The 23,449-nt window shown below is 40.2% G+C and carries 21 protein-coding genes; 1 reads left to right on the top strand and 20 read right to left on the bottom strand.

Features of this window, described 5'->3' with window-relative positions; translation table 11 throughout:
* Window positions 1-5 precede the first annotated feature (5 nt).
* Together IYQ91_RS07805 and IYQ91_RS07800 are read right to left on the bottom strand one after the other, a co-directional pair.
* Window positions 6-1,964 carry a V-type ATP synthase subunit I gene (locus tag IYQ91_RS07805; RefSeq protein WP_195673529.1) on the bottom strand — a complete coding sequence of 653 codons (1,959 nt, stop codon included), beginning with the start codon at window positions 1,962-1,964 and terminating at the stop codon, window positions 6-8.
* Entirely contained in the window at window positions 1,954-2,277 is a 324-nt protein-coding gene (locus IYQ91_RS07800) for a hypothetical protein (protein WP_003032005.1), read from the bottom strand. The genes IYQ91_RS07805 and IYQ91_RS07800 overlap by 11 nt, the downstream gene beginning before the upstream one ends.
* Before the next feature lie 236 nt (window positions 2,278-2,513).
* On the opposite strand from IYQ91_RS07800, the gene IYQ91_RS07795 reads away from it, so the two are divergent.
* On the top strand, window positions 2,514-3,359 hold the full coding sequence (locus IYQ91_RS07795) for a MurR/RpiR family transcriptional regulator (RefSeq protein ID WP_126466380.1): 846 nt from the start codon (window positions 2,514-2,516) through the stop codon (window positions 3,357-3,359).
* 67 nt (window positions 3,360-3,426) lie between these two features.
* Here the strand turns inward: IYQ91_RS07795 and IYQ91_RS07790 are convergent, their stop codons facing one another.
* The 18 genes from IYQ91_RS07790 to IYQ91_RS07705 form a co-directional block, all read right to left on the bottom strand.
* Window positions 3,427-4,311 carry an ROK family protein gene (locus IYQ91_RS07790; protein WP_195673528.1) on the bottom strand — a complete coding sequence of 295 codons (885 nt, stop codon included), beginning with the start codon at window positions 4,309-4,311 and terminating at the stop codon, window positions 3,427-3,429.
* Window positions 4,312-4,329: 18 nt separating this feature from the next.
* Entirely contained in the window at window positions 4,330-5,247 is a 918-nt protein-coding gene (locus tag IYQ91_RS07785; protein WP_195673527.1) for a dihydrodipicolinate synthase family protein, read from the bottom strand.
* 25 nt (window positions 5,248-5,272) lie between these two features.
* Window positions 5,273-5,920: a DUF624 domain-containing protein gene (locus tag IYQ91_RS07780; protein ID WP_048800195.1), complete on the bottom strand. Its 648-nt coding sequence runs from the start codon at window positions 5,918-5,920 to the stop codon at window positions 5,273-5,275.
* 24 nt (window positions 5,921-5,944) lie between these two features.
* On the bottom strand, window positions 5,945-6,397 hold the full coding sequence (locus IYQ91_RS07775) for a YhcH/YjgK/YiaL family protein (protein WP_195673526.1): 453 nt from the start codon (window positions 6,395-6,397) through the stop codon (window positions 5,945-5,947).
* 13 nt (window positions 6,398-6,410) lie between these two features.
* Window positions 6,411-7,241: a carbohydrate ABC transporter permease gene (locus IYQ91_RS07770; protein ID WP_003071171.1), complete on the bottom strand. Its 831-nt coding sequence runs from the start codon at window positions 7,239-7,241 to the stop codon at window positions 6,411-6,413.
* 16 nt (window positions 7,242-7,257) lie between these two features.
* Window positions 7,258-8,145, bottom strand: a complete 888-nt coding sequence (locus tag IYQ91_RS07765; protein ID WP_003074939.1) for a carbohydrate ABC transporter permease — start codon at window positions 8,143-8,145, stop codon at window positions 7,258-7,260.
* A 111-nt stretch (window positions 8,146-8,256) separates the two neighbouring features.
* Window positions 8,257-9,582: an ABC transporter substrate-binding protein gene (locus tag IYQ91_RS07760; RefSeq protein ID WP_037596356.1), complete on the bottom strand. Its 1,326-nt coding sequence runs from the start codon at window positions 9,580-9,582 to the stop codon at window positions 8,257-8,259.
* A gap of 45 nt (window positions 9,583-9,627) precedes the next feature.
* Window positions 9,628-10,332, bottom strand: a complete 705-nt coding sequence (locus IYQ91_RS07755; protein WP_195673525.1) for an N-acetylmannosamine-6-phosphate 2-epimerase — start codon at window positions 10,330-10,332, stop codon at window positions 9,628-9,630.
* 626 nt (window positions 10,333-10,958) lie between these two features.
* Window positions 10,959-12,110 (bottom strand): iron-containing alcohol dehydrogenase, encoded by a 1,152-nt coding sequence (locus IYQ91_RS07750; protein ID WP_195673524.1) that lies wholly within the window; start codon window positions 12,108-12,110, stop codon window positions 10,959-10,961.
* Window positions 12,111-12,533: 423 nt separating this feature from the next.
* On the bottom strand, window positions 12,534-15,185 hold the full coding sequence (gene adhE / locus IYQ91_RS07745; protein ID WP_195673523.1) for a bifunctional acetaldehyde-CoA/alcohol dehydrogenase: 2,652 nt from the start codon (window positions 15,183-15,185) through the stop codon (window positions 12,534-12,536).
* Window positions 15,186-15,545: 360 nt separating this feature from the next.
* The gene (locus IYQ91_RS07740; RefSeq protein ID WP_195673522.1) at window positions 15,546-17,363 is read right to left on the bottom strand and encodes an acyltransferase family protein; all 1,818 of its coding nucleotides are present in this window, start codon (window positions 17,361-17,363) and stop codon (window positions 15,546-15,548) included.
* Window positions 17,353-17,766 (bottom strand): MORN repeat-containing protein, encoded by a 414-nt coding sequence (locus tag IYQ91_RS07735; RefSeq protein ID WP_195673521.1) that lies wholly within the window; start codon window positions 17,764-17,766, stop codon window positions 17,353-17,355. The genes IYQ91_RS07740 and IYQ91_RS07735 overlap by 11 nt, the downstream gene beginning before the upstream one ends.
* Window positions 17,767-17,774: 8 nt before the next feature.
* Entirely contained in the window at window positions 17,775-18,203 is a 429-nt protein-coding gene (locus tag IYQ91_RS07730) for a low molecular weight protein-tyrosine-phosphatase (protein ID WP_195673520.1), read from the bottom strand.
* Between the two features lie 236 nt (window positions 18,204-18,439).
* Entirely contained in the window at window positions 18,440-19,003 is a 564-nt protein-coding gene (locus tag IYQ91_RS07725; RefSeq protein WP_195673519.1) for a nucleotidyltransferase family protein, read from the bottom strand.
* A gap of 1 nt (window position 19,004) precedes the next feature.
* Window positions 19,005-20,003 (bottom strand): Holliday junction branch migration DNA helicase RuvB, encoded by a 999-nt coding sequence (ruvB, locus tag IYQ91_RS07720; RefSeq protein ID WP_195673518.1) that lies wholly within the window; start codon window positions 20,001-20,003, stop codon window positions 19,005-19,007.
* 159 nt (window positions 20,004-20,162) lie between these two features.
* A complete protein-coding gene (locus IYQ91_RS07715) occupies window positions 20,163-21,200 on the bottom strand; it encodes an aldose epimerase family protein (RefSeq protein WP_195673517.1) in 1,038 nt (345 codons plus the stop codon).
* A gap of 42 nt (window positions 21,201-21,242) precedes the next feature.
* Entirely contained in the window at window positions 21,243-22,244 is a 1,002-nt protein-coding gene (gene lacD / locus IYQ91_RS07710) for a tagatose-bisphosphate aldolase (RefSeq protein WP_126466369.1), read from the bottom strand.
* 10 nt (window positions 22,245-22,254) lie between these two features.
* Window positions 22,255-23,424, bottom strand: a complete 1,170-nt coding sequence (locus IYQ91_RS07705) for an SIS domain-containing protein (RefSeq protein ID WP_195673516.1) — start codon at window positions 23,422-23,424, stop codon at window positions 22,255-22,257.
* Window positions 23,425-23,449 lie beyond the last annotated feature (25 nt).

Here is a 23,449-nt window from a genome sequence, read left to right as displayed (position 1 = left end):
CTGTTCTATTTTTTGTAGCGGACATATTTCTCTGCTGGTTTTAAGGGTTTAAAGGCTTTTCCGCCACCGTCATAGAATTTCCCAAAAAACTCAACGAAAATCAAACGCGCTCCGTGCACATAGCCTGATAAAAAGGAGAGAAACATATTGATACTGTGGAGGGCGAGAAACAACACAATGCCAATACTGAAGCGAGCAAAAGGTGGAAAGAGACTAACAATTAAGTTAAAAGCTGAGCCAATGCTTGCACCAGCAAGCCCCAAAGCCATAAGTCGCGTAAAGCTCACCAAGTCTCCCACATAGCTACTGATATTGTATAGATTAAACAGTGCAGGACCCAAGCCTTTCAAACTTTTAGCGCTGATAATAGAAACCAGTACAATGCCCACAGCATTTACAGTAGCCAGCCATTCTCCGATAAAGCCGACCATAGCAAGATCTGGGAACAGTCGCCCCGCTGCTAGCAAAGCCAACCCGATGAGAATCAACATCCAAGCAAAACCCGAATTATAGGCTGCCGCATAATCCTTCATGCGGATATTCTTTTTACCACTGAGGAAAAGTCCTGTCATGACTGTCACAAAGCCAATCACGACCGAAATAATCAAAATAGTGATCACATCTGTGCTGGTATCAATGAGCGCAAAAGGCAATTTGAAGCCAAAGAAAGAACCATAAATCACTCCCCAAAGTGCAACGCCAATTCCTAAAATTCTAAAAAAGCGTAAATTCTTTGCCAGGCTTGGCTTGACATGTAAAGTCTTCAAAGCCCAAGTCGTTCCGCCAAAAAGCAACAAACCATAGCCAATATCAGCCGCCATCATGCCAAAAAAGATAAAGTAGAAGACCGAAACAACGGGCGTTGGATCTTTATCTTCGTACTTCGGCAGCGAATACATCTCTGTCACCAGCTCAAAGGGCTCAATCAGAGCATTATTTTTAAGTTTTGTCGGGACTCGCTGTCGATCGGCTTCCGTCAGTTCATGGATTTGAAGCAAGACAGCACCGCCAAATTGCTGCGCGAGACCCGTTTTCAAATCTTCTATCTGCCCCTGCTCCATCCAACCCTCTAAAGCAACCAAATTCTGCGTGCTGGCAAGGGCTTCCTTGCTCTCTTGGCGAGAGGTGAGATTCAAAATATAGTCCAATTGAAGCTTGAGCTGTTGCAGCTCCTCATTAGATGCCGCTAGTTGTGCTTGCGTTGAAGTTATGAGTGCTTCTTGCTCTTTTATCGTCTCTTGCAAGGCTGTCAAACGCTCTTTTGGTAATTCTTCAAAGGCATATTCAAAAGGTTTGAAACCAAGCTCTGTCAAGAATGCTTGCATTTCCTTAGCTGTTTCTGCTTTACATAGCACAAGAATTCCACTTTCTGTGGTACTGGTGAAAATCTCTTGGACTTCCAGATTAGGATAGTCCCGCAATCGAGCATTTAGCTGATTGTTCTCACTGCTTGGAATGCTTCCCACAAACGCACGAAGATGTTTAAAATGCTTAAGCGCTGACGGCGTAACGGCTAAACTCGCCCATTTTTCTAGCTCTGCCATCTCCGACTGAGCTCTTTCTTTGACTTCCTGCGCTCTTGCCAACGCTTGAAATTGTTGCTGAATATTGACAAGAAGAGCTTCTTCATCACGCGCCTGCCCCGCTTGCTCTAAATCCACAAACGTTATTTCCAAAGGCACTTCCTTCAACGACTCCAGTAATTTTTTCTTGGGCACAAACGCCTGCAAACGTTCAATCATATTGGCAAGTTTTTCCTGCCGCCGAGTCAAAGTTTGAAGATGTTCCGAGAAAGACTTATCAGGATTCCACACCAACTCTTGCTCAAAAGCTCCCTGCCAAGTCTCTTTTGCCTGCAAATCCTGAATCTCAACTGACTGGAGATTTTGCAAATAAGAAAGGACATCATCCAACAAATCTTTTGGCAATAGCAACGACAACTCTTGCATGTGACTAATGGCCATATTTTTCTACCACCCTGTCCACAATCATTTGCAGCAGTACCTCTTTTTTATTTGACAAAGCTGCTTGGGCTTTTTCTTCGTTCTCTTGTCTCGTTTTTTCTAAGTCTTGTGTCAAGTTGGCAATCTCTTTTTCAGATTGTTCTTTTAACTCAACAAGCAATTGTTGCTTTTCTTCATCATAGACTTTCTCTAGCTGTTTCAGATTGCTGCTAGCTTGCTCTCGCAATTCCTGAATTTGACTTTTATAGCTCGCCAACACTTCATCTGCTGCTTGCTCGATTTCCTGCATTTGCTCAAAAGTAGCGTTCGTCATGTCTTGCACCTCCTTTGTATCATACAATGGCTGTAACGTTTACTTGTGTAAATTATAACACATTTTCAAACCATTCGTCACAAAGTTTTATTGGTTTTCTTCGCTTAATTGAAATCATTTCACCCTATGCTATTTATCAAGCTACCTAGCGTCCTATTTTGTAAAACTATGTTATAATACAAATAGGTTTTTCAAAACATTTGTTCTATATCATTACAAGTAAAGAGAGTACATCTATGGAAAATACGCAGCATATCATGGCGAGGATTGAAAGCCATTTTGATAGCATGACTGACTTAGAAAAGCGGATTGCCAACTACTTTTTGAGCCCTTCTAGTATCTATGACGATCTCTCTTCTCAAAAAGTTGCGCAAACTCTCTACATTTCTCAAGCAGCCTTGACACGCTTTGCGAAGAAATGCGGATTTAAAGGCTACAGAGAGTTTAATTTTCAATATATTCACCAGTTGCAAGACAAATCAGAGCAAACTGAACATTTGCAAAATGACTTATCTCGTAGAGTGCTGCGAAACTATGCTCAAATCCGTCAACAAACTGAGGAATTGGTTGATGAAGACAAATTGCTACGCGTTGCCAATCTTATCGAAGCAGCTGACCGCGTCTATTTCTTTGGAACTGGAAGCTCTGGTCTTGTCGCACGCGATATGAAACTGCGCTTCATGCGGCTTGGTGTTGTCTGCGAAGCGTTGACAGATCAAGACGGCTTTGCTTGGACAACCAGTATCCTAGATGAAAATTGCTTGGTTATTGGATTTTCTTTGTCCGGAGGAACGCAATCTATCATCAACAGTCTCATCGACGCTCAAGCAATGGGCGCTAAAACGGTGTTAGTAACAGGACACCCCAACAAAGTCAAAGAAAACTTTACTGAAATCATCACCGTTGCTACTCAAAACAAGCCGGAGTATATCTTACGCATCTCAGCACAATTTCCTATGCTACTTATGATCGACCTCCTTTATGCCTTTTTCCTAGAAATTGACCGAGAAAGAAAAGAAAAAATCTTCAACAGTTTTTGGGAAAATCAAAAATTAAATGGCTATTACAGACGACACAAATAAGGCACCAAACAAAAATGAGCATCTCCTCACTAAGGATTTGCTCGTTTTCATTATAGAAGGCTTTTCGTTAATGATGTTTATTTTTAAAGTGATAATAAGCTCCAAACATCCCCGCAGCATTTTGATGATGAGCGAAAGCGAGCTTGGTTTTTTCAGCAATACTTGGCACCAAACAGGCTTTCATAGCAGCCTCAATTCGAGGACGGAGAATGGCTTCTTGACCCATAATGCCGCCACCTAAGATCACGACTTCGGGATTGACCACATAGCAAATATTCGCAATCCCTTGCCCCAAATAATTGACCATGCGGTCGATTCCTTGGATACAACGTGCATTTCCTTCTGTTGCTTCTTTGAAAACGCGGCGTCCATTCCACATAGTCGGATCTTCTCCGTGAAGCTCTGCTACATAATTGACCAAGGCAGTCGTTGAAGCCACATCTTGGAAAGCACCGTCTGGCAGATACACATAGCCGACTTCACAGGCCGAATTACTAAAACCGTGGAAAACCTGACCGTCCACCAGCAAACAACCACCAATCCCTGTTCCAATCGTCAAACAAATCGCAATACTCGCTCCCTTGCCGCTGCCTGACATGACTTCCGACAGACCAGCACAATTGACATCATTTTCAATTTCACAAGGAATGGAAAATGCTTCTTCCAACACTTTCTTGAACTGAGTACCTGCATAGTTCGGAATCTGAGGACCAGCATAAAAGATTTCTCCTTTATCTGGATCGACCATTCCAGCCGAGGAGATACAAACCCCAGCAACTGGAATTTGTTCTAAATAACGTGCTACAATTCCCTTTACCTTGCGCAAAATTTCTGGACCGCCCTTATGAGCCTCTGTTGGGATTTCGTGCGCTTCCAACAAGGTGTCGGTATCATCAATCAGACCATATTTGATATTTGTTCCACCAATATCAATGGCAATGTATTTTCTCATAATCCACCTCTTTTTCTATTATAGGAATGCTTCCTTAGCTGCACAAATCAAGCGCGCCGCTTCTTCTACAATCGGACGATCCGCGTCTGTAATTGGTGTTAATGGAGAACGGACAGAGCCGATATTCAGATTTTCATTGATTTTCAAGACTTCCTTGATGACGGAATACATATTCCCATGAGCAGCTGTTAATTTCCCGATGATAGCATTAATGGTAAATTGCAGTTCTTTTGCTTTTTCCAATTCTTTGTCAGCAATCAATTGATTGAGCTTCAAGAAAAGTTCTGGCATTGCGCCATACGTTCCGCCGATACCTGCTCTTGCTCCCATCAGGCGGCCGCCTAAGAATTGCTCATCTGGACCATTAAAGACGAGGTGGTCTTTCCCACCAAGTGCTGCAAAGGTTTGAATGTCTTGGACAGGCATAGAAGAGTTCTTCACACCAATCACGCGTTCATTTTTGAGCATTTCTGTATAGAGACTCGGCGTCAGAGCTACACCTGCTAACTGTGGAATATTGTAAATCACAAAATCTGTCTGCGGCGCAGCTGCGCTAATGTCGTTCCAATATTGGGCAACCGAGTATTCTGGCAAGCGGAAGTAAATCGGCGGAATAGCCGCAATAGCATCCACTCCCAAACTCTCTGCATGGCGCGCCAACTCCACACTATCCTTGGTATTGTTGCAAGCGACATGGGCAATAATCGTTAATTTCCCTTTTGCCACCGCCATGACTTCTTCCAAAATCAATTTCCTATCGGCAACGCTTTGGTAGATACACTCCCCAGACGAGCCATTAACATACAAGCCCTGAACTCCTTTTTTGAGGAAATATTCTACTAACGCCCGCACACGCTCCGGACTAATCTCACCTTGGTTATCATAGCAGGCATAAAAGGCCGGAATGACCCCTTCGTATTGTTTTAAATCTTTCATAGTTTATTCTCCAAGTTAATTGGTTTTATCGTTTATACTTATTAAAAATAGTTTCCATAATAGGCAATTGCAAAAATCCTAAGGCTGCAAAGCCAACTAATACAAAAAGAGTAAAGCCCAGTAGCAATACAAATCCTGAACTAGAGAGGAAAAAGACAATTACAGCTAATAAGGCTATCATCAAAAAGAACCACGGGAAATGCAAACTCACCATGATCAGTCCCGTTTGTAATAGATCTTTTACCGTCATTTCAAACTTAGCTGCCAAAGGATAGATGCATAAAAACAGCAAACTAGTAAAAATGATGACACCGATACAAGTTGCTTTTAGCATTTGAAACAGCATTGTTTCCTGCCTCCAAAAAAGCACGAGGTCAAATAGACTGATTCCTACAAGTAGCAGTTCTAGCAAACCAAGTTTTAAACCGACTTTCCAATTTTTTCTAAATGCTTGCATGTACATCGCTGTGACTTTTACGCGACGCGCACCCTTGATTTCAAACAAAGTTTCATACAAGCTAATTTTGGCAATACCAATCGTAACAAGTGGTAAACAAGACAGCAGAAAAAGAAGATTGACTGTCACTAAATCAAGAATTTTTTCACAAATTCTCATGAATAAATTATCCGTATTAAAAATAGATTTCACTAACTGAGAGCTTTTGTTCTCCATGCTCAATCTCCTTTATTTTTCTAGTTAGTCAAATAGCACTTTTACCACGCATTTCTTGACCGTCAACCCCTTGCCAGCAAAACCATTTGGGTGATGAGCTTCTTCTGGTAAAAACGCCACAAAATTCCGATGATCCAAAACTAGCGGATAGACTTGGTTGCAAGTGTTAAAACCAATATCTTTCTCTGCATCATAAACCCTGCGAAGTTCCGTTTGCTCATAGCCATACTGGATTATTTCTCGCCCTTCCAAGAGAAAATGCAAATCCAAATAACGATGATGAAATTCAAAGCCATCATTCTCTTCTTGATTAAGCTCATTTTCCTGCACAAAGAAGAAAACTTTGTCTCCATTAATCTCATACCGTCCTAACTCATAATTACTTAAATCGTGAGTTAGGAGATAATCAATGGCACAATCTAAATGATTATGGATACCTTTGTAATGGGCGAGATTTTCCAATTCATCGAAAATCATTCGTTTTCCCTCCTTATCCTTTCACAGCTCCCATGGTAATACCTTGTGTGAAGGATTTTTGGAAGACAAGAAAGACGGTTACAATCGGAACAGCTGCCATCGCAGCACCAGCCATAATCAAACCATAATTCGTTGCCATTTCAGCTTGCATCGTTGCCACTCCAAGTGAAATCGTTAGATTCTGCCGCGATGTCAGCATGACCAATTGCATAAAGTAATCATTCCATGTGTTGATAAAGGTAAAAATGGCAAGGGCAGCAAAACCTGGTTTTACAATTGGAAAAGCTACATTCCAAAAAGTCCGAATTTCACCACAGCCATCAATCTTAGCAGATTCCAACAATTCCGTTGGGATATTTTCACTAAATTGCTTCATGAGGAAAACCCCAAAAGGCCAACCGACAAGAGGCAAAATAACTGCAGCTAGTGTATCATGAATTCCCATAAAGTTGACAATACGGACCAAAGGAACCAGTACTACTTGTTTAGGCAGAGCCATAGCAGCGATAAAAGTTGCAAAAAGAATCCGCTGCCCATAGAAACGTTTTTTAGCCAGAACATAACCCGCTAAGGCAGAAGTAATGCAGACCAAAAACATGGTCGCTAGCGAGATAAACACACTATTCCACATCCATTGCAGGGCCGGGTTTTGCACCATCAGCTGTTGGAAATTTTCTAATGTTGGCATCTTAGGCCACCATTGAGGTGGAATGACGATCGTATCTGGCTGCGATTTGAAAGCCCCTGTTAAAATCCAATAGAAAGGAAAAACAAAGAGAACGGTCAACACCAAGAGAATAATCGTTGACATTACCGTAAAGGCACTCATTTTTTTCTGTTTCATCTTGTCTCTCCTTTCTTTAATATTCGACGTCATTTCCAAGAATCTTGAATTGGGCAAAGCTAATCAAAGCAATCATGACAGCTAAAAATACTCCCATGGTATTAGCATAACCATATTCAGATAACTTGAAGGCTTTTTCATACAGGTAATACATCAATGTACTGGTTGAATAGTTTGGCCCTCCGGATGTCAACAGCTGAATCAAGGCAAAACATTGGAAGGAATTGATTGTTGTAATGATCGCAATATACAGAGTTGTTGGCAAAAGACTTGGCCATTTAATCTTCCAGAAAACTTGCAGCTCTGTCGCTCCATCAACACGCGCAGCTTCCACCAATGAATTGTCAATATTTCCCATAGCAGCAATATAGAGAATAATAGGCTGCCCGACAGAAGTTGTCAGCAAAATCACAATAATCGCCATCAACGCCCAATGCTTATCACCCAGCCAAGAAATATTCTGATTGATGACATGACCCGACTTCAGGACGAAATTCAAAATCCCTGACAGTGGGTCGTAAATCCATTTCCATACAACCGTTACAGCTACACTCCCTGTCACCACTGGCAGGAAGAAGACAAACCGATAAAATGACCGTGCAATCGCATTCTGACTATAGGTTTGAGAAGCCACAAACAAAGAGAACAACACAACAATTGGTACCGAACCAATAACGATAATCACCGTATTAATGAGAGATTTAATAAAGACTGGATCTTTAAACATTCGTGAGTAATTGTCCAATCCAACGAATGAAAAGGATGTCATAGAATAATTAAAGAAACTCGTTACAAATCCCATCACCATCGGTGCCAATACAAAGACAATAAAGAATAATAGAACTGGTGCCAAAAAAGCATAGGAAATCACCGTTTCTCTCATTCTTATTTTATTCACTTTCACATTCAACACCTCATTTAGCTAGAGGAGATACTGACCTCCTCTTTTTGATAAAAAATTCCCTTTTCCTATTTTATGAAACCAACAACAGAAAAAGGGAAATCGTTACATTATTTATTTTTTACTTTTTTTAATGGTTTCATTTGCTTTTTCTGTAAAGGTCTTCAAAGCAGATTCAACTTTTTCATCGCCATTTGAAACAGATTGCAACATTGGGAACCAGAGTGTTCTCATTTCTGCAAATCCATCAATCGTATTGTAATATGGTGAATAATATTTTGTCCAAGTGCTGATTGTTTCCATCCGTTTGTCATTATACAATTTTCCAAATGAGGAACGGACTGGGAAGGCACCTGTACGAACAACATTTTTTGGCCCCCACTTTTTATCATCCGCAATAAATTTGACAAACTTTTTAGCAGCTTCTACTTTCTTTTTATCTTTATTGTTAAAGATACCAAAACCATTTACAAGGTATTCCAAAGCAGGTTTTCCGTTATCTGATGGGAATGGCACTTCCACAACTTCGACGCCACTGGCTTTCAAGAGTTTAGCTTGGATGCCTTTTTGCGCAGGTGCCCAAAGAACAGTATAAGAAGTTTGCCCATTCGCAAAGTTTTGAATATCTGCTCCACCATCGAATTGAGAGCCGTTTGTCATCAAACCATCTTTAATCCAGCTCACTGCTTTGTTCAAACCTTTGACAAAGTTTGGACTGTCCGTTGTATATTTTGTCACCTTATCATCTGTTACAGAACCACCATAAAGATTTGAAATGAAAGCACGTGTACCTTGGTCACCACCTTGACCATTACTGAAGAGTGAGCCAGGAGTATACCCTTTAGCTTTCAATGCTTTTAATACTTTTTCAAAGTCAGCAGTTGTCCAACCCTCTTTAACAAGGTCTAACACACCAGCTTCTTTCAGCATTTTCTTGTTCAATGCCATGTAAAATGGCGCAGAGCTAATTGGATACATATAAGCTTTGTCACCAGCTTTGCTGGCTTGAATGATTTGATTGTTATTGACATCTTTGACAAAATCATTTGTAAAGAGATCGTTCAATTCTGCCAATTTACCATTTTTACCATATTGAATGATCCGACCCGGTGCGTCAAAGAGGACATCTGGTGCTGTTCCTGCTTCAATCGCCGTTGTGATTTTTTCTGGACCAGATTTGAAATCAATTGTTTCTAGTTTCACTTTAATATCTGGATTGGCTTTTTCAAATGCTTTGATAATTTCTTTTTCATAAGTTCCAACACCATCGTTTGCTTTTTCTTGCGTGAAGACTGGGAAAGCCCACCAAGTAATCTCTGTCTTACCAGAAGAATTACCTGAATCAGCCGACTTGTTTGAACCACCTGAATTTCCACATGCTGCCAAAGATAAAATTGCAGCTCCTGCAACTAACGAACAAAGTATTTTCTTCATCCTCATATTGTTTCTCCTTTTATTGTCATCCTTTTTAGGATAAAATTGTTCCTACTTTTCACTTACTGCTGCAACAAAACGCTCTGTAATTTCTTTTGGACGCGTAATGGCACCACCTACTACAATTCCTCTAACACCTAAGTCATGAATCGTTTTAGCTTCACTTGGATAATGAATTTTTCCTTCCGCGATAACATCCAAACCTGCATCACATAAATTTTTTATCAGATCAAAATCCGGCCCCTCACATTGCAAACTATAAGAAGTGTAGCCCGACAAAGTTGTCCCTACAAAGTCCACACCCGCTTCTACCGCAGCAGCTCCCTCTTCAAAGGTACTCACATCTGCCATGAACAATTGATGAGGATATTTCTCCTTCACTTGCTTGATGAAATCCGCAATCTTTAAACCATCAAAACGCTCCCGCTTTGTACAATCAAAAGCAATTACTTCAATATCCAGAGCTGCTAGTTCATCAATTTCTCGCATCGTTGCGGTAATAAATGGCTCTTGAGGTGGATAATCTCGCTTGATAATGCCGATGATTGGCAGCGAAGTAACCTCTTTAATTTCCTTAATATCCCGAACACTATTAGCTCGAATGCCAACAGCTCCTCCTTGTTCAGCCGCTTTTACCAAAAGGGGAATAACTCCACCTGCTTCAGTATATAGCGGTTCGTGTGGCAAGGCTTGACAGGAAACAATGATGCCATCTTTTATTTTGGCAATCAGCTCGTCTTTTGTCATTTGTGCCATAGACAGCTTTCTCCTTTGCTATTGTAGATCAGTTTTTAAAGCGCTTTCAATCTCACGGTGTTATTATAACCATTTTTCGAAGCGCTTTCAACAATATCTGAGATTTTGGTTCTAATTTCTAATAACAATTACTTTTCTCTTAAATCTTGAAAGTAGTTTCAGAGAATAAATTATATTGACATGATATTATAATCATATCAAATTGCCTCTGAGGCATGCAAAAAGACTACATCTCTGCGAGTGCTATCTACCATATCGTCACAAGCTTTCCCCCAAGAATTTTCCAGAATGGAGACCTTATAATAGAATTAGCAAGGGGGAACACTTTTTTCAGGAGTATCAGCCAGAGTCGCTTTTGAATAAAAGTTTAAAAGTTTCTCAGTGCTGGTGTTCTTTGCGATATTGTCCTGGCGTCCGTCTAAATTTCTTTTTAAAAAGTCCGTTGAAGTGTTTTATAATATTTTATGCCACGCGACTTCTCACAAAAGATTATCAGTCAATATTTGCCAATTTTATTTTACGAACGAACCAGAGGTAGGGGACATATTGGGCAAGCATAAAAATTGAAAACGTAAATAAGCTACCGAAAATTTCATCGGTAGCTTATTTTTATGACAAATCAGTGCTTAAAACAATTCTTTGTAAAGAGCAATCGTTTCTTCTAGCGTCGGCATAAATGGATTTCCTGGTGCACAAGCATCAACGAGTGCATTTTTAGAAAGGTATTCAAAATCAAATTCCTCTTCTTTAATGTCCAGTTCTGTCAATTTTTTCGGAATACCCACAGTTGCTGATAATTTTTCAATTTCAGAAATGGCATAATCAGCGCATTCTTTATCACTTTTGCCTTCCGTATGGAGACCAAGAGCTTTTGCAACATTTCGGAATGCTTCTGGCACACGTTTTGCATTTTCACGCTCTACAATCGGTAAAAGCATGGCACAACAAACACCGTGAGGAAGATTGTAAACTGCTCCAAGTTGATGAGCCATAGAATGTACATAACCTAGCCCAGCATTATTAAAGGCCATACCACCTAGGAAAATCGCATTAACCATCGCTTCGCGTGCTTCAATGTCATGGCCATTTTCAACAGCACGTGGTAAAAATTCTTTAATTAACTCAATGGCACCAATAGATAATTTTTTCGTCACATTGTACGCACCTGGTGTTACCAAAGCTTCAACCGCATGTGTAAGGGCATCCATACCCGTGGCAGCTGTCAAAGCTTTTGGTTTTGAAATCATCAATTCCGGATCATTTACTGACAGGAGCGCAAGGCTATTCTTATCAACCATAACCATTTTCACTTTACGCTCTTCATCAGTAATAACATAGTTAATCGTGATTTCAGCTGATGTTCCTGCTGTCGTATTGATTGCTACAACCGGCAAGCCTTTTTCCTTTGATTTGTGAACACCTTCGTAATCTTGCGGACGCCCACCATTCGTTGCAAGAATTGAAATACTACTTGCAGCATCTTGCGGCGAACCACCACCAAGTGAAATAATAAAATCACAATTATTATCTCGCAAAACAGCTAAACCATCTTCAACATTTTTAACAGTTGGATTTGGCTCAACATCACTAAAAACGACATACTCAATGCCTTCCTTATCAAGTGGTGCAGTTACCTTAGGTAAAATGTCACTACTTGCAATATAATGGTCTGTCACCAAGAGAGCTTTCTTATACCCCAACTCTTTGATATGACCACCTATTTCATTAATCACACCACAACCAATAAGATTAACTGATGGAACATAAAATACTGACATTATATTTCCTCCTTATTTTTATAAATATCATCCATTTTAGAAACCGTTTACACAATTATATTATAACACTCATAATGCTTTAACATCAACTTTTCATTATTTTAGTATCAAATTTACAGATTCAAAACTTATCAGTCTATTATGATATTTTAGGGAAAAGAGAAGTATAAGATTTTCTGTATCCACAATGACATCGTCCCTATCAAATACCAACAATTGAAACATGACCGCCCTCCTTTTTTCACAACTAGTTTACAGGAAAACGCATACAATATTAAGCAAGAGAAAGGACACTCTCTCCAAATAGAAAAATCTCCCTACAAAAGCAGGGAGATGGTGACTGATAAACTGATTTATGTCTAAAAATCTGAATACATTGTCTGTACAATGACGAACGATTCAAATTAGAACAAACTTTACTGTCTATTTACGACGTCCTGGACGTTCTGCATAGCCATAGTAGGCATCAGCCATAATTTCTTCCATGTCAGTAACTATTGGCAAGCGTGGATTTGCTGGTGAACATTGGTCTTCATAAGCAAGAACGGCAATATCATGTAAGCTATCTTTCCAAGTTTTTTCATCAATACCTTGATCTTTAAAGTTCATCTTGATACCAACCGCTACACCAAGGTCATAAACAGCTTTAGCATACGCTTCAACCGCTTCTTCTGGTGTTGAGCAAGGAAGACCTAGCATACGAGCGATATCTTGGAATTTTTCATCAGCTTTCCAGTAATTGTACTTAGGCCATGTTGTAGTTTTAGATGGACGAGTTCCATTATAACGGATAACATAAGGAAGTAAAATAGCATTTGTACGTCCGTGAATGGTGTGGTGAACAGCACCAATCTTATGCGCCATTGAGTGACTCATTCCAAGGAAGGCATTTGCAAAAGCCATACCAGCCATTGTAGAGGCATTGTGCATCTTTTCACGGGCTTCTGAGTCAGCCGTTTTTACAGATTTTTCCAAGTATTTGAAGACTAACTTGATAGTTTGAAGAGCAATACCATCTGTATAGTCATTGGCAAAGTTAGAAGTATAAGCTTCAGTTGCGTGTGTCAAGACATCCATACCTGTGTCAGCAGCAATAAATGCTGGAACAGATTCTACCAAAGCAGGATCAACAATTGCAATGGTTGGTGTCAATGCATAGTCAGTGATAGGGTATTTACGATTATTTGCCTTATCAGAGATAACTGCAAACGGTGTTACTTCTGAACCTGTACCAGATGTTGTTGGAATACCAATATATTGAGCTTTCTTACCAAGTGATGGGAATTTGAAGGCACGTTTACGGATATCCATGAATTTTTGAACGAGGTCACCGAAGTCAACGTCTGGCTGTTCATAGAACATCCACATACCTTTAGCCGCATCCATTGGTGAGCCACCACCAAGGGCAATGATAGTATCTGGTTCAAACGAGCGCATTACTTCAACACCACGACGAACTGTTGTGATATCTGGATCTGGTTCAACATCTGAGAAGACTTGAATCGTGACTTTGTTTTTACGAAGATTCAATTGGTCAATCACACGTTGTACAAAACCGAGTTTTTCAATTGATTTATCGGTAACAATCATGACACGTTCGATACCTTCGCAAGTTTGAAGGTATTGGATTGAGTTACGTTCGAAGTAGATTTTTGAAGGAACTTTAAACCATTGCATATTATTTCTACGTTTCCCTACTTTCTTGATGTTAAGAAGGTTGATAGCTGATACGTTATCACCAACTGAGTTGTGTCCGTATGAACCACATCCAAGTGTTAATGATGGAATGAAGGCGTTATATACATCACCGATACCACCAAAGGTAGATGGAGAGTTCCAGATGATACGCATTGCCTTTATTTCCGTACCGAAACGTTTTGCAAGAGCTTCGTCTTTTGTATGGATAGCAGCTGAGTGTCCTAGACCATTAAATTCAACCATTTGACGAGCTTTTTTAAGTCCATCTTCAGTATCTTCAGCTTTCAAAACTGCAATAACAGGTGATAATTTTTCACGAGTCAATGGTTCTTTAATTCCAACTTCTGCACATTCAGCAGCCAAGATATTTGTACCTTTTGGTACTTTGAATCCTGCTTGCTCAGCAATCCATGTAGCTGGTTTACCAACAATATTTGGGTTCAATTTTGCACCAGCGCAGTTCTTGCTGTTGGCTTTTGCACCAAAACAGAATTCTTCCAAAAGCGCTTTTTCTTTTTTGTTGACAAAGTAAGTATGGTAAGATTTGAATTCTTCTACAAATTCATCATAGATTTCTTTATCAATGATCACGGCTTGCTCAGATGCACAGACCATACCATTATCAAATGATTTGGACATCACGATATCATGTGCTGCTTGGCGGATATTTGCTGATTTTTCAACGTAAGCTGGAACATTACCAGCACCAACTCCAAGAGCAGGTTTGCCGCATGAATAAGCAGCTTTTACCATGGCGTTCCCACCAGTCGCAAGGATTGTTGCAATCCCTTCGTGGTTCATCAAAGCTGTTGTTGCTTCCATAGATGGCTGTGTAATCCATTGAACACAGTTTTCAGGTGCACCTGCTGCAATCGCTGCATCACGTACGATTTGTGCCGCATGAGCAGAAGATTCTTGAGCAGATGGGTGGAAAGCAAAGATAATTGGATTCCGCGTTTTCAACGAAATCAATGATTTAAAAATCGCTGTTGAAGTTGGGTTGGTCGTTGGAGTGATTCCGCAGATTACTCCGACTGGTTCAGCAATTTTCGTTAAACCTGTAATAGGATCATCTTCAATCACACCAACAGTTTTAACACCACGCATATTGTTAACAACATGTTCGCAGGCAAAAAGGTTTTTTGTTGCTTTGTCTTCAAAGACACCGCGACCTGTTTCTTTAACAGCATGTTCTGCTAAGATACCATGTGCATCAAGAGCAGCAACTGAAGCTTTTGCAACAATGTAGTCTACTTGTTCTTGATTTAATTTTCTCATTTCTTCTAGAGCAATTAGCCCTTTTTGAACAAGTTCGTCAACATGCTTTTCAGCAGCTAACTTTTTTTCTTCGGGAGTTAATGTTTTTTTATCAGCCATGTGTTCCTCCAATGGTTCTCAGGATTTTTAAAAATCCTTTGTTAATTTTTTCACAAGATTATTATACCTTATTTTCTTTCTCTTGTAAACACTTTCAAGTAAACTTCACAAACTTTTTCTTTTATATTGTGAATTTGTTTCAAAATATGTGTTTTCTGCTGTGTCTTAAAGCATTGTTTGTGAATTTCAAAACACAAAAAATATATTTCACATACTTGAGCCAAGGTTTTATAGGCGAAAAGATTGTATCAAAGAGCCTTTTTTGCTGCCTTATTTACTCCGCTCACATGACACTCACTTCTTACGCTACACAAAAGCCATGAATCGCAATGCAATCCATGACTCCTAATTTATTTACTATTATTTCTTAACGGTTCCTTTTTTCGTTGCCTCCTCAATCGTTTGTTTGACGGTTTGAGCATAAAGTTCTCCACCCTTGGTGATTGTAGTCGACTCTGAACCAAAGTGTACGTAGTCTGTACCGTACCAAATTTCAGGATGTTCGATAGCTACCTGATACCAATCTGCTACAAAGACATAATCGTATTTTTTAGCCAATTCCAATTCATACTGACGTGTTTTTACAGCGATACTGGTCCCATCATGCGCTGTGCGTCCGTCATAAGGCGTTACCAAGATTAAGCGATGACCTTTCGGTAATTTTGCAATAAATTGATTGAGCAGACTTTCATAGTTGTCAACAGTATTAGCGCCCAACGCTAGCACAACATTTTCCAGAAGCACTTTATTGGAAATATCTGTTTGATAAACCTCCAATCCTGATGCTAAATTACGGCTAACAGCTGCATCTACTTGAGCCTCTGGCATAGCTTGTTTGAGCCATTCACTTGCCCGTAAAGCAACAGAATCTCCGATAACAGTTGTTCCTTTCGTAACATTGTATTGGCTGGCTGTCGCATGATCAACCTGTGTACGAGTGATTTGCATTTTATTATCAGCTTGATTGAGTCCATTGACCAATAAATTTTCTTCAAAGGCACCGATTTTGGGAGCAGTTATCATAATGATCAATGTTATCAAGGTAAAAGGAATTAAACTATAAAATACAGGTGTTGTGATCTGCTTAATATTCATTTTCAAGCCAAATACTTTGGGCTCTTTACCTGCTAATGTTGGCTCCAAAAGGTAAAAAGAGCCAGCAGCGAAAACAAAGGAGAGAATGGTTGTCAAAAGCACAGCTAAACCATTGCTCATCAATTGAGAGAAAATGATATAGAATGGCCAATGGAACAAATAGACACCGTAGCTCGTATCTGCAATGAAAGTTATAATCGGTGGCTCATCAACATGTGGCGTCTTCTCATGGAGCACACGTGTTGCTAAAATCATCACTACTGAAAATACCGTTGCAAGAAGAAAACCAAACAGATAAGTCAATAAATTGTCAAACCTCAGAAGAAAAGTCAACAGTAGCAAAGCTACAAAACTTCCACCAAGTAGATAAAAGGTTTTTTTCAAATCAAGCGCTTGCTCTATTTTATGGAAAGGTGCTCCCAAGTCGCTCACACCTGAAACCGTAGCTAGAACACTTCCTACAAAAAATGGGAAGATATGAGTAAAACTCGAAAAGTAAATCACAGAAAAGTTTGAAGAGAAAAAACCTCTGACAAACATAGAAAGAAAACTAATGAAGAACAAAGCAGACGAAACAAGAAAGATGACACCACGAAATTGTCCAACGTTCTTACTTTTCTTTGCTAAATACCATGTTGCCAACCCCCATAAAATATAGTAGTGCATTTCCAAAGCCAAGCTCCAAGTGTGCACAAAAAGGTGCGGGATGAATTGGCTTTCGTAATTTCCACCGGACAAGATTTCATAGAAATTGGTCATAAAGCCGAAGGCAGCAGCGATTTGCGTTCCAATCCCCGCCACAAAATCTCTCCGAATTAAAAGCGTGAAAGGCATAACAACCAAAATCATTAGCACAAGCGGCGGCACAATCCGATAAAATCGCCGTCTCAGAAATCCTTTGATGTCAATTCCCTTGTTTCTGGCAAATTCATCAATCAAGAGAGATGTAATCAAAAAGCCTGAGAAAGTGAAGAAAATATCCACACCAATAAAACCGCCAGGAAAAGCTTTCTGGAAGAAATGGTAGAGCAGGACCAGAAGTAACCCTGTAATCCTCACTAATGAAAACCATTTAACGCGCATTTTGATAAATCCCCTGTTTAAACTTTCCCTTGTAGACAACATTGTCCTCTGTCGTCAATTTTCCTTGACCATCTGCTTGACCATTTACAAAATTTCCTTCATACTTCCAGCCAGCTTTAGCGGTAAAAGTTCCTTGCCCATTAAACGTTCCATTTTTAAAATGCCCTTTATAGACATCGCCATTTTTAAAAGTCAAGGTTCCTTGTCCACTCATTTTCCCACGAACAAGGCTGCCATTGTACTTGATTGCTCCTTTATCCAACGTCAAAGCCCCTTGACTTGGAATCCCTGATGTAAAGGCAACAATCGCTGATATGACAATAACTGTTACTGTTAGCAACTCTAAATTATGCCTTGTGAGATAAATTTTGTACTTTTCGTAAAATTCTTTTAATATGTCCATTCTCTCCACTAATCTTCGCTCTTTATGCGCTCAATCCATTTCTGACAACCTACCAAAACAAGGTGGTAAGTCTCGTCAAAATCACCTGTGTACCAAGGATCTGGCACACTTCTCTCTTCAAATTGAAATACTTTCTCCAGATATTTTCCCGGTGCGATTTTCCTTAAATCTTGAAAATTGGATTCGTCCATTCCTATAATATAATCAAAGTCTACAAAATCCTGCTGTGAAATTTGTTGAGAAGTTTTGCTTTGGTCGTAAGGAATGGCATATTTCTTAAAAATCGCCTGCGTTCCCGAATGGATTGGATTACCATGCTCCCAATCCGAAGTCGCACGACTTTCAACATAAACACCATCTGTCAAATCTTTCATCACAAATTCTGCCATTGGACTGCGACAGATATTTCCCAAGCAAACAAACACAATTTTTTTCATAGCATAGACCTCTTTACTATTATAACAAAATCTAAAAAAATAGGAATTTAAACCCCTGAGAATTTTTGAATTCTTTTAAAAACACAAAAGCCGCCGATTGGGCGACTCTTATAGGGAGATTATTATGAAAAAGAAAAGTTTTTAGGAGTTCAAGTTAAGTTCTTCTCAACTTGTGATTATAGTATACCGATTCTGACTTAAATTTTTCTTAAAGATTTTACTATTTTTGAGAAATTTTAAAGAAATTCAATTTGAAGATTGTTCCACTTCTTCTGCCAATTCTTTTTGCTCAGTCGTTGTTCATAAAGAGCTTTTCTCGCTGGATCTGTTAAGAAATGCGGAGTCGGCTGAACACGAAAATGGAGAATGTCGTCTAAGCCATAAGGCGCAAAGAGTTCCAGCTGTCTATTATCCAACAAACGTAAACCCACAGCTGTACAGCGCTCTGGATATTTACTCATGGCATCTTGCGAGTTAGTATAAGATTGGGTATTTGGACTGTAGATATGCATATAGACTTGATTATTGACTTCCCAATGGTAATGTGGAAATTCTCGCTTGAGTCGATTTTCAATATTGAGCGTTTCCTCGTAAGAAATATCTGGGTCAAAGAAGATTACATCCACATCCGTCTCTGTATCAAAGCCGGGCTTGTCCGACAGGATATTCCAGATGAAATTTCGCACCGAACCAGCACAAAGCCAGCTGTCTTTCAATTGCAAGTCATAGATAATCTGTAAGATAGTCATCATATCTTGGTCTGATGAAAACGCATGTAAAATCTCTTTTTCGGACAGCATGTTATTTCTCCAAATATTCATAACCCAAATGCTCGTAAGCTTTACGAGTTGCCACGCGCCCTGTTCGAGTTCGCATAACAAAGCCTTTCTGGATCAAATAAGGCTCATACATGTCTTCGACCGTTTCTTGCTCTTCTGCGATATTGACAGACAGAGTCCCCAGACCAACTGGTCCGCCGCCATACACTTCAATCATGGTCTTGAGAATCTTCTGATCCACATAATCTAGACCTTCCTGATCCACATCCAGCATCGTCAGGGCTTGATCAGTAATTTGGTCATCAATCAGCCCGTCACCCATAATCTGAGCAAAATCTCGTACGCGTTTAAGAAGTCGATTGGCAATCCGAGGCGTGCCTCGGCTACGCAGTGCTAATTCTTCAGCTGCTTCATGCGTAATCTCCATTTCAAAGATGTCTGCCGTCCGCTCCACAATCTCCGTCAAATCTGCTTCTGCATAATATTCCATGTGACCAGTAATGCCAAAACGAGCCCGTAAAGGATTGGACAGCATACCAGCTCTGGTCGTAGCGCCAATCAAGGTAAACGGTGGCAAATCCAAGTGAACACTACGACTGGTCTCGCCAGAGCCAATCATAATATCAATGTAAAAGTCCTCCATAGCGCTATAGAGCACCTCTTCAACAGACATAGGCAAGCGGTGAATCTCATCAATAAAGAGAACATCTCCCGGCTCCAAATCGTTCAAGATTGCCACCAAATCGCCCGCTTTCTCAACAACTGGACCCGAAGTTTGCTTGAGATTGACTCCCAGTTCATTGGCAATGACAAAAGCCATAGTGGTTTTTCCCAACCCTGGAGGTCCAAAAAGCAACGTGTGATCTAGCGCTTCATCTCGCATTTTAGCTGCCTCAATGAAAATTTTCAGCTGATTTTTGACCTTGTCTTGCCCAATATATTCTTGTAAATACTGGGGACGCAATGTGCGCTCTACGAGCTCCTCGTCTCCCATCAATTCATTATCCAAAATTCTACTCATAAATACTATTATAGCAAAAAATCAGGTTGGTAAGCTGGTTTAACCTTAGATTTTACAAATAGAAATCAAAGGAAGTGAGATTATGATGATGTTTGATGATACTAAATGTCTTAAATCAAAAACGACAGAAAAATGTACTGCCGTTTTTAATATTCATTTTCATTTGCCTGTTGCATGATAAATGGTTGTGCTGGTAAAAACCTCACCTGCTTTCAAGATAACATCAGCTTTCAGGTCGCTGTGAATGGCATCTGGTAGGGCTTGGGTTTCAAGAGCCAAGCCATTGTGTTGAATCATGGATTGTCCATTTAAAATGACCGTATCATCTACAAAGTTTGCTGAGTAAGTCACTAGGCATGGCGCACTTGTTTTAAATGTCAAAAGGCGACCGGATTTAGGATCATACAAGGAACCTGCTTCTTTCTCTCCTTTTTTCAATGCAAACGGATGATCCAAGCCGAACACAATCTGAATCTGCTCATCTTGATTGGCAAAAATATCTTTAAAAGCCACACCTTTTGTTAGATCTTTGACAAACCCCCGCTCTGAATCTGACATTTTAGCAGGCACGCCGTCCGGTGCGATTGGAAATACACCTAAGGTATTCAACTGCAAGATACAGTTATCAATTGGTTGGCTGAAATCACCTGATAAGTTGAAGTAACTGTGATTGGTTGGATTGACCAAGGTATCCTTGTCCGTCTGAACTTGGTAAGAAATCTCTAACTCACCTAGTTCCGTTAAAGTATAAGAAACCCAGACTTTCAGATTTCCCGGAAAACCACCCGTTCCATCTGCACGTTCGGTATAGAAAGTGACGCCTTCATTTGTGACTTCCTCAACTTGAAAAATAGCACTGTCCCAGCCAGTAGAACCGCTATGATTGCAATTTTCTGCGTTGTTGACTTCTAACTGATAGGTTTCGCCATTCAGCTCAAACTGTGCTTTTGCAATCCGTCCTGCAACTGGTCCGACGCTTGCACCATATTTAGGGCTGTTGCCTACATAGGCATCAAAATGATCAAACCCCACCACGATATTTGCAAATTCATGATTTTTATCCGGAGTGACATACTCTAAGACAGTCGCACCATAAGTCATGACTTTCAAACGATAGCCCAAGTCATTTTCAAATGTATAAGCAACAATATCTTTTCCTTGAAATGTTCCAAAAATAGCTTCTTGATAAGATTTCATACAACTTTCCTTATTTTTATTACAAATTTATGTTTTCCTATTTTAAATTTTTAGTTTTTCCGTCCACGAAACAGCTGTTTCACGTAAAACACGATTCAAGTCTTCAATATTTTGACGCCCCGCTTCATCTAGCCAAGCTTTAGCTGCATCCGCTCCTTGATCTGCAAAGACCGTAACTGCGTCTTTCCAAGTAGCACGGCCACAAAGGACACCGTTAAATTGAGAGCCTGCCTCACGCGCCACTTTGAGCGTTTCCTGGAAAAGTTCTGCACTAACTCCAGCACTCAAGAAAATAAAGGGCAGATGAGTTGCATCAGACTGCTCTTTGAAAAATGTCTTGGCTTCCGCGAGGTTGTAGACAGCTTCAACTCCGCCTTTCGTAAACTCTTCGACAAAATTCATATTGACCGGTACTTCTACTTTCAAAACATCTACATTGTAACGTGGATCTGAAAAGAGTTTCATAGCTTCATTGACTTTGTGTGGTTTTACTTTCGCATAATCTGCATCTACTACATTATCACGCTTTGCATCATACGTCAAGATTTCAAGGAAGTAAGGAATGTGTTCTGCCACACATTCACTTCCTACGCGCTCTACCCAAGCTTGTTTGATGTCGTTGATTTCAGGTTTGTCATCTATATCATAGTAAATCAAAACTTTGACTGCGTCAGCGCCTAACTCTTTCATGCGTTTAGCTGACCAATTTGGTAGCAAGTCTGGCAGGCGCCCTTCTGTCGTCGCATCATAGCCTGTTTTTTCATAGGCAACAATAAGACCGCATTCTGGCGCACGTAATTTGGTAGCAGGTACACCGAATTCTGGATCCAAAAGGATAGAAGTTGCATACGGAGTCAACTGACTGGAAATCAATTGTTTAAATTCAATGAGCGCTTCATTTCCTGATACAGCATGTGCGCCACTTGCCAGCATTTTTTTCAACGAACCTCTCTGGTCAATCGCCAAAGCTCCAATAATATCATTTTCATCTGAAAGTTTTTTTAAGTGTGCTAATTTTTCGTGACTAATTCTTAATTTTTCCATGGATTCCTTCCTATTCTTTGTCAAATGAGTGAATGATAACACCCTGCACAACACGGTTGACGGTGCCTGTCGGAGACGGTGTGTCTGGACGATTTTTCACCTTGAGGGCTGTCAACAAGGCAAATAATTGACCATAAACAATATAAGGGAATACGCGATAAACATCATCTGCTAGCTGTTGACTAGAAAAAATGACTTGTTCAACATTTTCCAAATCTTCTTTTTGATCTGTCAATAGAATCACCTTGCGGGCAATCTCATCTCCGGCTACTTCTCGTACTAAGTCAAGGTCGTATAATTTGGTGTAGGAATCTGTCGAGCCAAACACCACAACGACTGTCTTTTCATTCACTAACGACTTTGGACCGTGACGGAATCCGACTGGGCTTTCATACATGGTCGCCACTTGTCCTGCGGTCAATTCTAAAATTTTCAGCTGAGCTTCATGCGCCAAGCCAAAGAAGGGACCTGCTCCTAAGTAAATGACACGGTTGTAATCTAAGGAAACAATCTCTTGAATCGCTTCTGCTGAGTCCAGCACTTCTTGACTCAATGTCATCAATGCAGAAACTTTTTCGGCTTTTGCAACCAAATCTGCTTTATCAAAGACGAGCAAAGCTGTCAACATCATAGACGTAAAGCTCGATGTCATGGCAAAGCCAGCATCATTTGACGGTGCAGGTTGGAGCAAGAGCAAATTGCGTTCGTCACCGTGTGCTTGCTGGGCTAATTTACCTTCTTCGGCGCATGTAATCGTGATTTGGTAAAGTTCCTCAACTATGTCTTTTGCCAAGTCAACTACCGCAACACTCTCTGGTGAATTGCCGCTACGAGCAAAGGAAACCAAAATGGTCGTCACTTCCTTGTGCAGATAAGCCAAAGGATTTGCTACAATATCTGTCGTTGCAATGGCATTAAAGTTCCACTTGCGTTCATCGTAAATCTTTCTGAAATAAGGGAGAAGTGTCTCCCCGACATAGGCTGAAGTTCCAGCCCCTGTCAAAATAACCTTGATATAATCATGCTTTTCACCAATCCCATTTAGAAAAGCTACAATCTCATCAGATTGCGCTTTATAATTTTCAAAAGCCGTCTGCCAAACTTGTGGCTGTTGATAGATTTCCCGTGTGGTGATTTCCGCACCTAATTCAATCAAGTCTTCCTTTGTATAATCTAGCATGGTTCTCCTTTCTACTTTGCAATGC

It is taken from the genome of Streptococcus sp. HF-2466, assembly GCF_015594645.1.
In the GTDB taxonomy this organism is placed as follows: domain Bacteria; phylum Bacillota; class Bacilli; order Lactobacillales; family Streptococcaceae; genus Streptococcus; species Streptococcus anginosus.
The sequence above is the reverse complement of the archived record's forward strand: the minus strand, read 5'-3'. Positions and strand labels throughout refer to the sequence as shown.

Coding starts and splice junctions, on each gene's coding strand:
- IYQ91_RS07730 (WP_195673520.1), bottom strand. CDS start 18,203: ATGAAAAAAATTGTGTTTGTTTGCTTGGGAAATATCTGTCGCAGTCCA.
- IYQ91_RS07750 (WP_195673524.1), bottom strand. CDS start 12,110: ATGTCAGTATTTTATGTTCCATCAGTTAATCTTATTGGTTGTGGTGTG.
- IYQ91_RS07795 (WP_126466380.1), top strand. CDS start 2,514: ATGGAAAATACGCAGCATATCATGGCGAGGATTGAAAGCCATTTTGAT.
- IYQ91_RS07705 (WP_195673516.1), bottom strand. CDS start 23,424: ATGCTAGATTATACAAAGGAAGACTTGATTGAATTAGGTGCGGAAATC.
- lacD (WP_126466369.1), bottom strand. CDS start 22,244: ATGGAAAAATTAAGAATTAGTCACGAAAAATTAGCACACTTAAAAAAA.
- IYQ91_RS07725 (WP_195673519.1), bottom strand. CDS start 19,003: ATGCTGTCCGAAAAAGAGATTTTACATGCGTTTTCATCAGACCAAGAT.
- IYQ91_RS07800 (WP_003032005.1), bottom strand. CDS start 2,277: ATGACGAACGCTACTTTTGAGCAAATGCAGGAAATCGAGCAAGCAGCA.
- IYQ91_RS07775 (WP_195673526.1), bottom strand. CDS start 6,397: ATGATTTTCGATGAATTGGAAAATCTCGCCCATTACAAAGGTATCCAT.
- IYQ91_RS07770 (WP_003071171.1), bottom strand. CDS start 7,241: ATGAAACAGAAAAAAATGAGTGCCTTTACGGTAATGTCAACGATTATT.
- IYQ91_RS07740 (WP_195673522.1), bottom strand. CDS start 17,363: ATGCGCGTTAAATGGTTTTCATTAGTGAGGATTACAGGGTTACTTCTG.
- IYQ91_RS07805 (WP_195673529.1), bottom strand. CDS start 1,964: ATGGCCATTAGTCACATGCAAGAGTTGTCGTTGCTATTGCCAAAAGAT.
- IYQ91_RS07735 (WP_195673521.1), bottom strand. CDS start 17,766: ATGGACATATTAAAAGAATTTTACGAAAAGTACAAAATTTATCTCACA.
- IYQ91_RS07715 (WP_195673517.1), bottom strand. CDS start 21,200: ATGAAATCTTATCAAGAAGCTATTTTTGGAACATTTCAAGGAAAAGAT.
- IYQ91_RS07755 (WP_195673525.1), bottom strand. CDS start 10,332: ATGGCACAAATGACAAAAGACGAGCTGATTGCCAAAATAAAAGATGGC.
- IYQ91_RS07790 (WP_195673528.1), bottom strand. CDS start 4,311: ATGAGAAAATACATTGCCATTGATATTGGTGGAACAAATATCAAATAT.
- IYQ91_RS07785 (WP_195673527.1), bottom strand. CDS start 5,247: ATGAAAGATTTAAAACAATACGAAGGGGTCATTCCGGCCTTTTATGCC.
- adhE (WP_195673523.1), bottom strand. CDS start 15,185: ATGGCTGATAAAAAAACATTAACTCCCGAAGAAAAAAAGTTAGCTGCT.
- IYQ91_RS07760 (WP_037596356.1), bottom strand. CDS start 9,582: ATGAGGATGAAGAAAATACTTTGTTCGTTAGTTGCAGGAGCTGCAATT.
- IYQ91_RS07780 (WP_048800195.1), bottom strand. CDS start 5,920: ATGGAGAACAAAAGCTCTCAGTTAGTGAAATCTATTTTTAATACGGAT.
- ruvB (WP_195673518.1), bottom strand. CDS start 20,003: ATGAGTAGAATTTTGGATAATGAATTGATGGGAGACGAGGAGCTCGTA.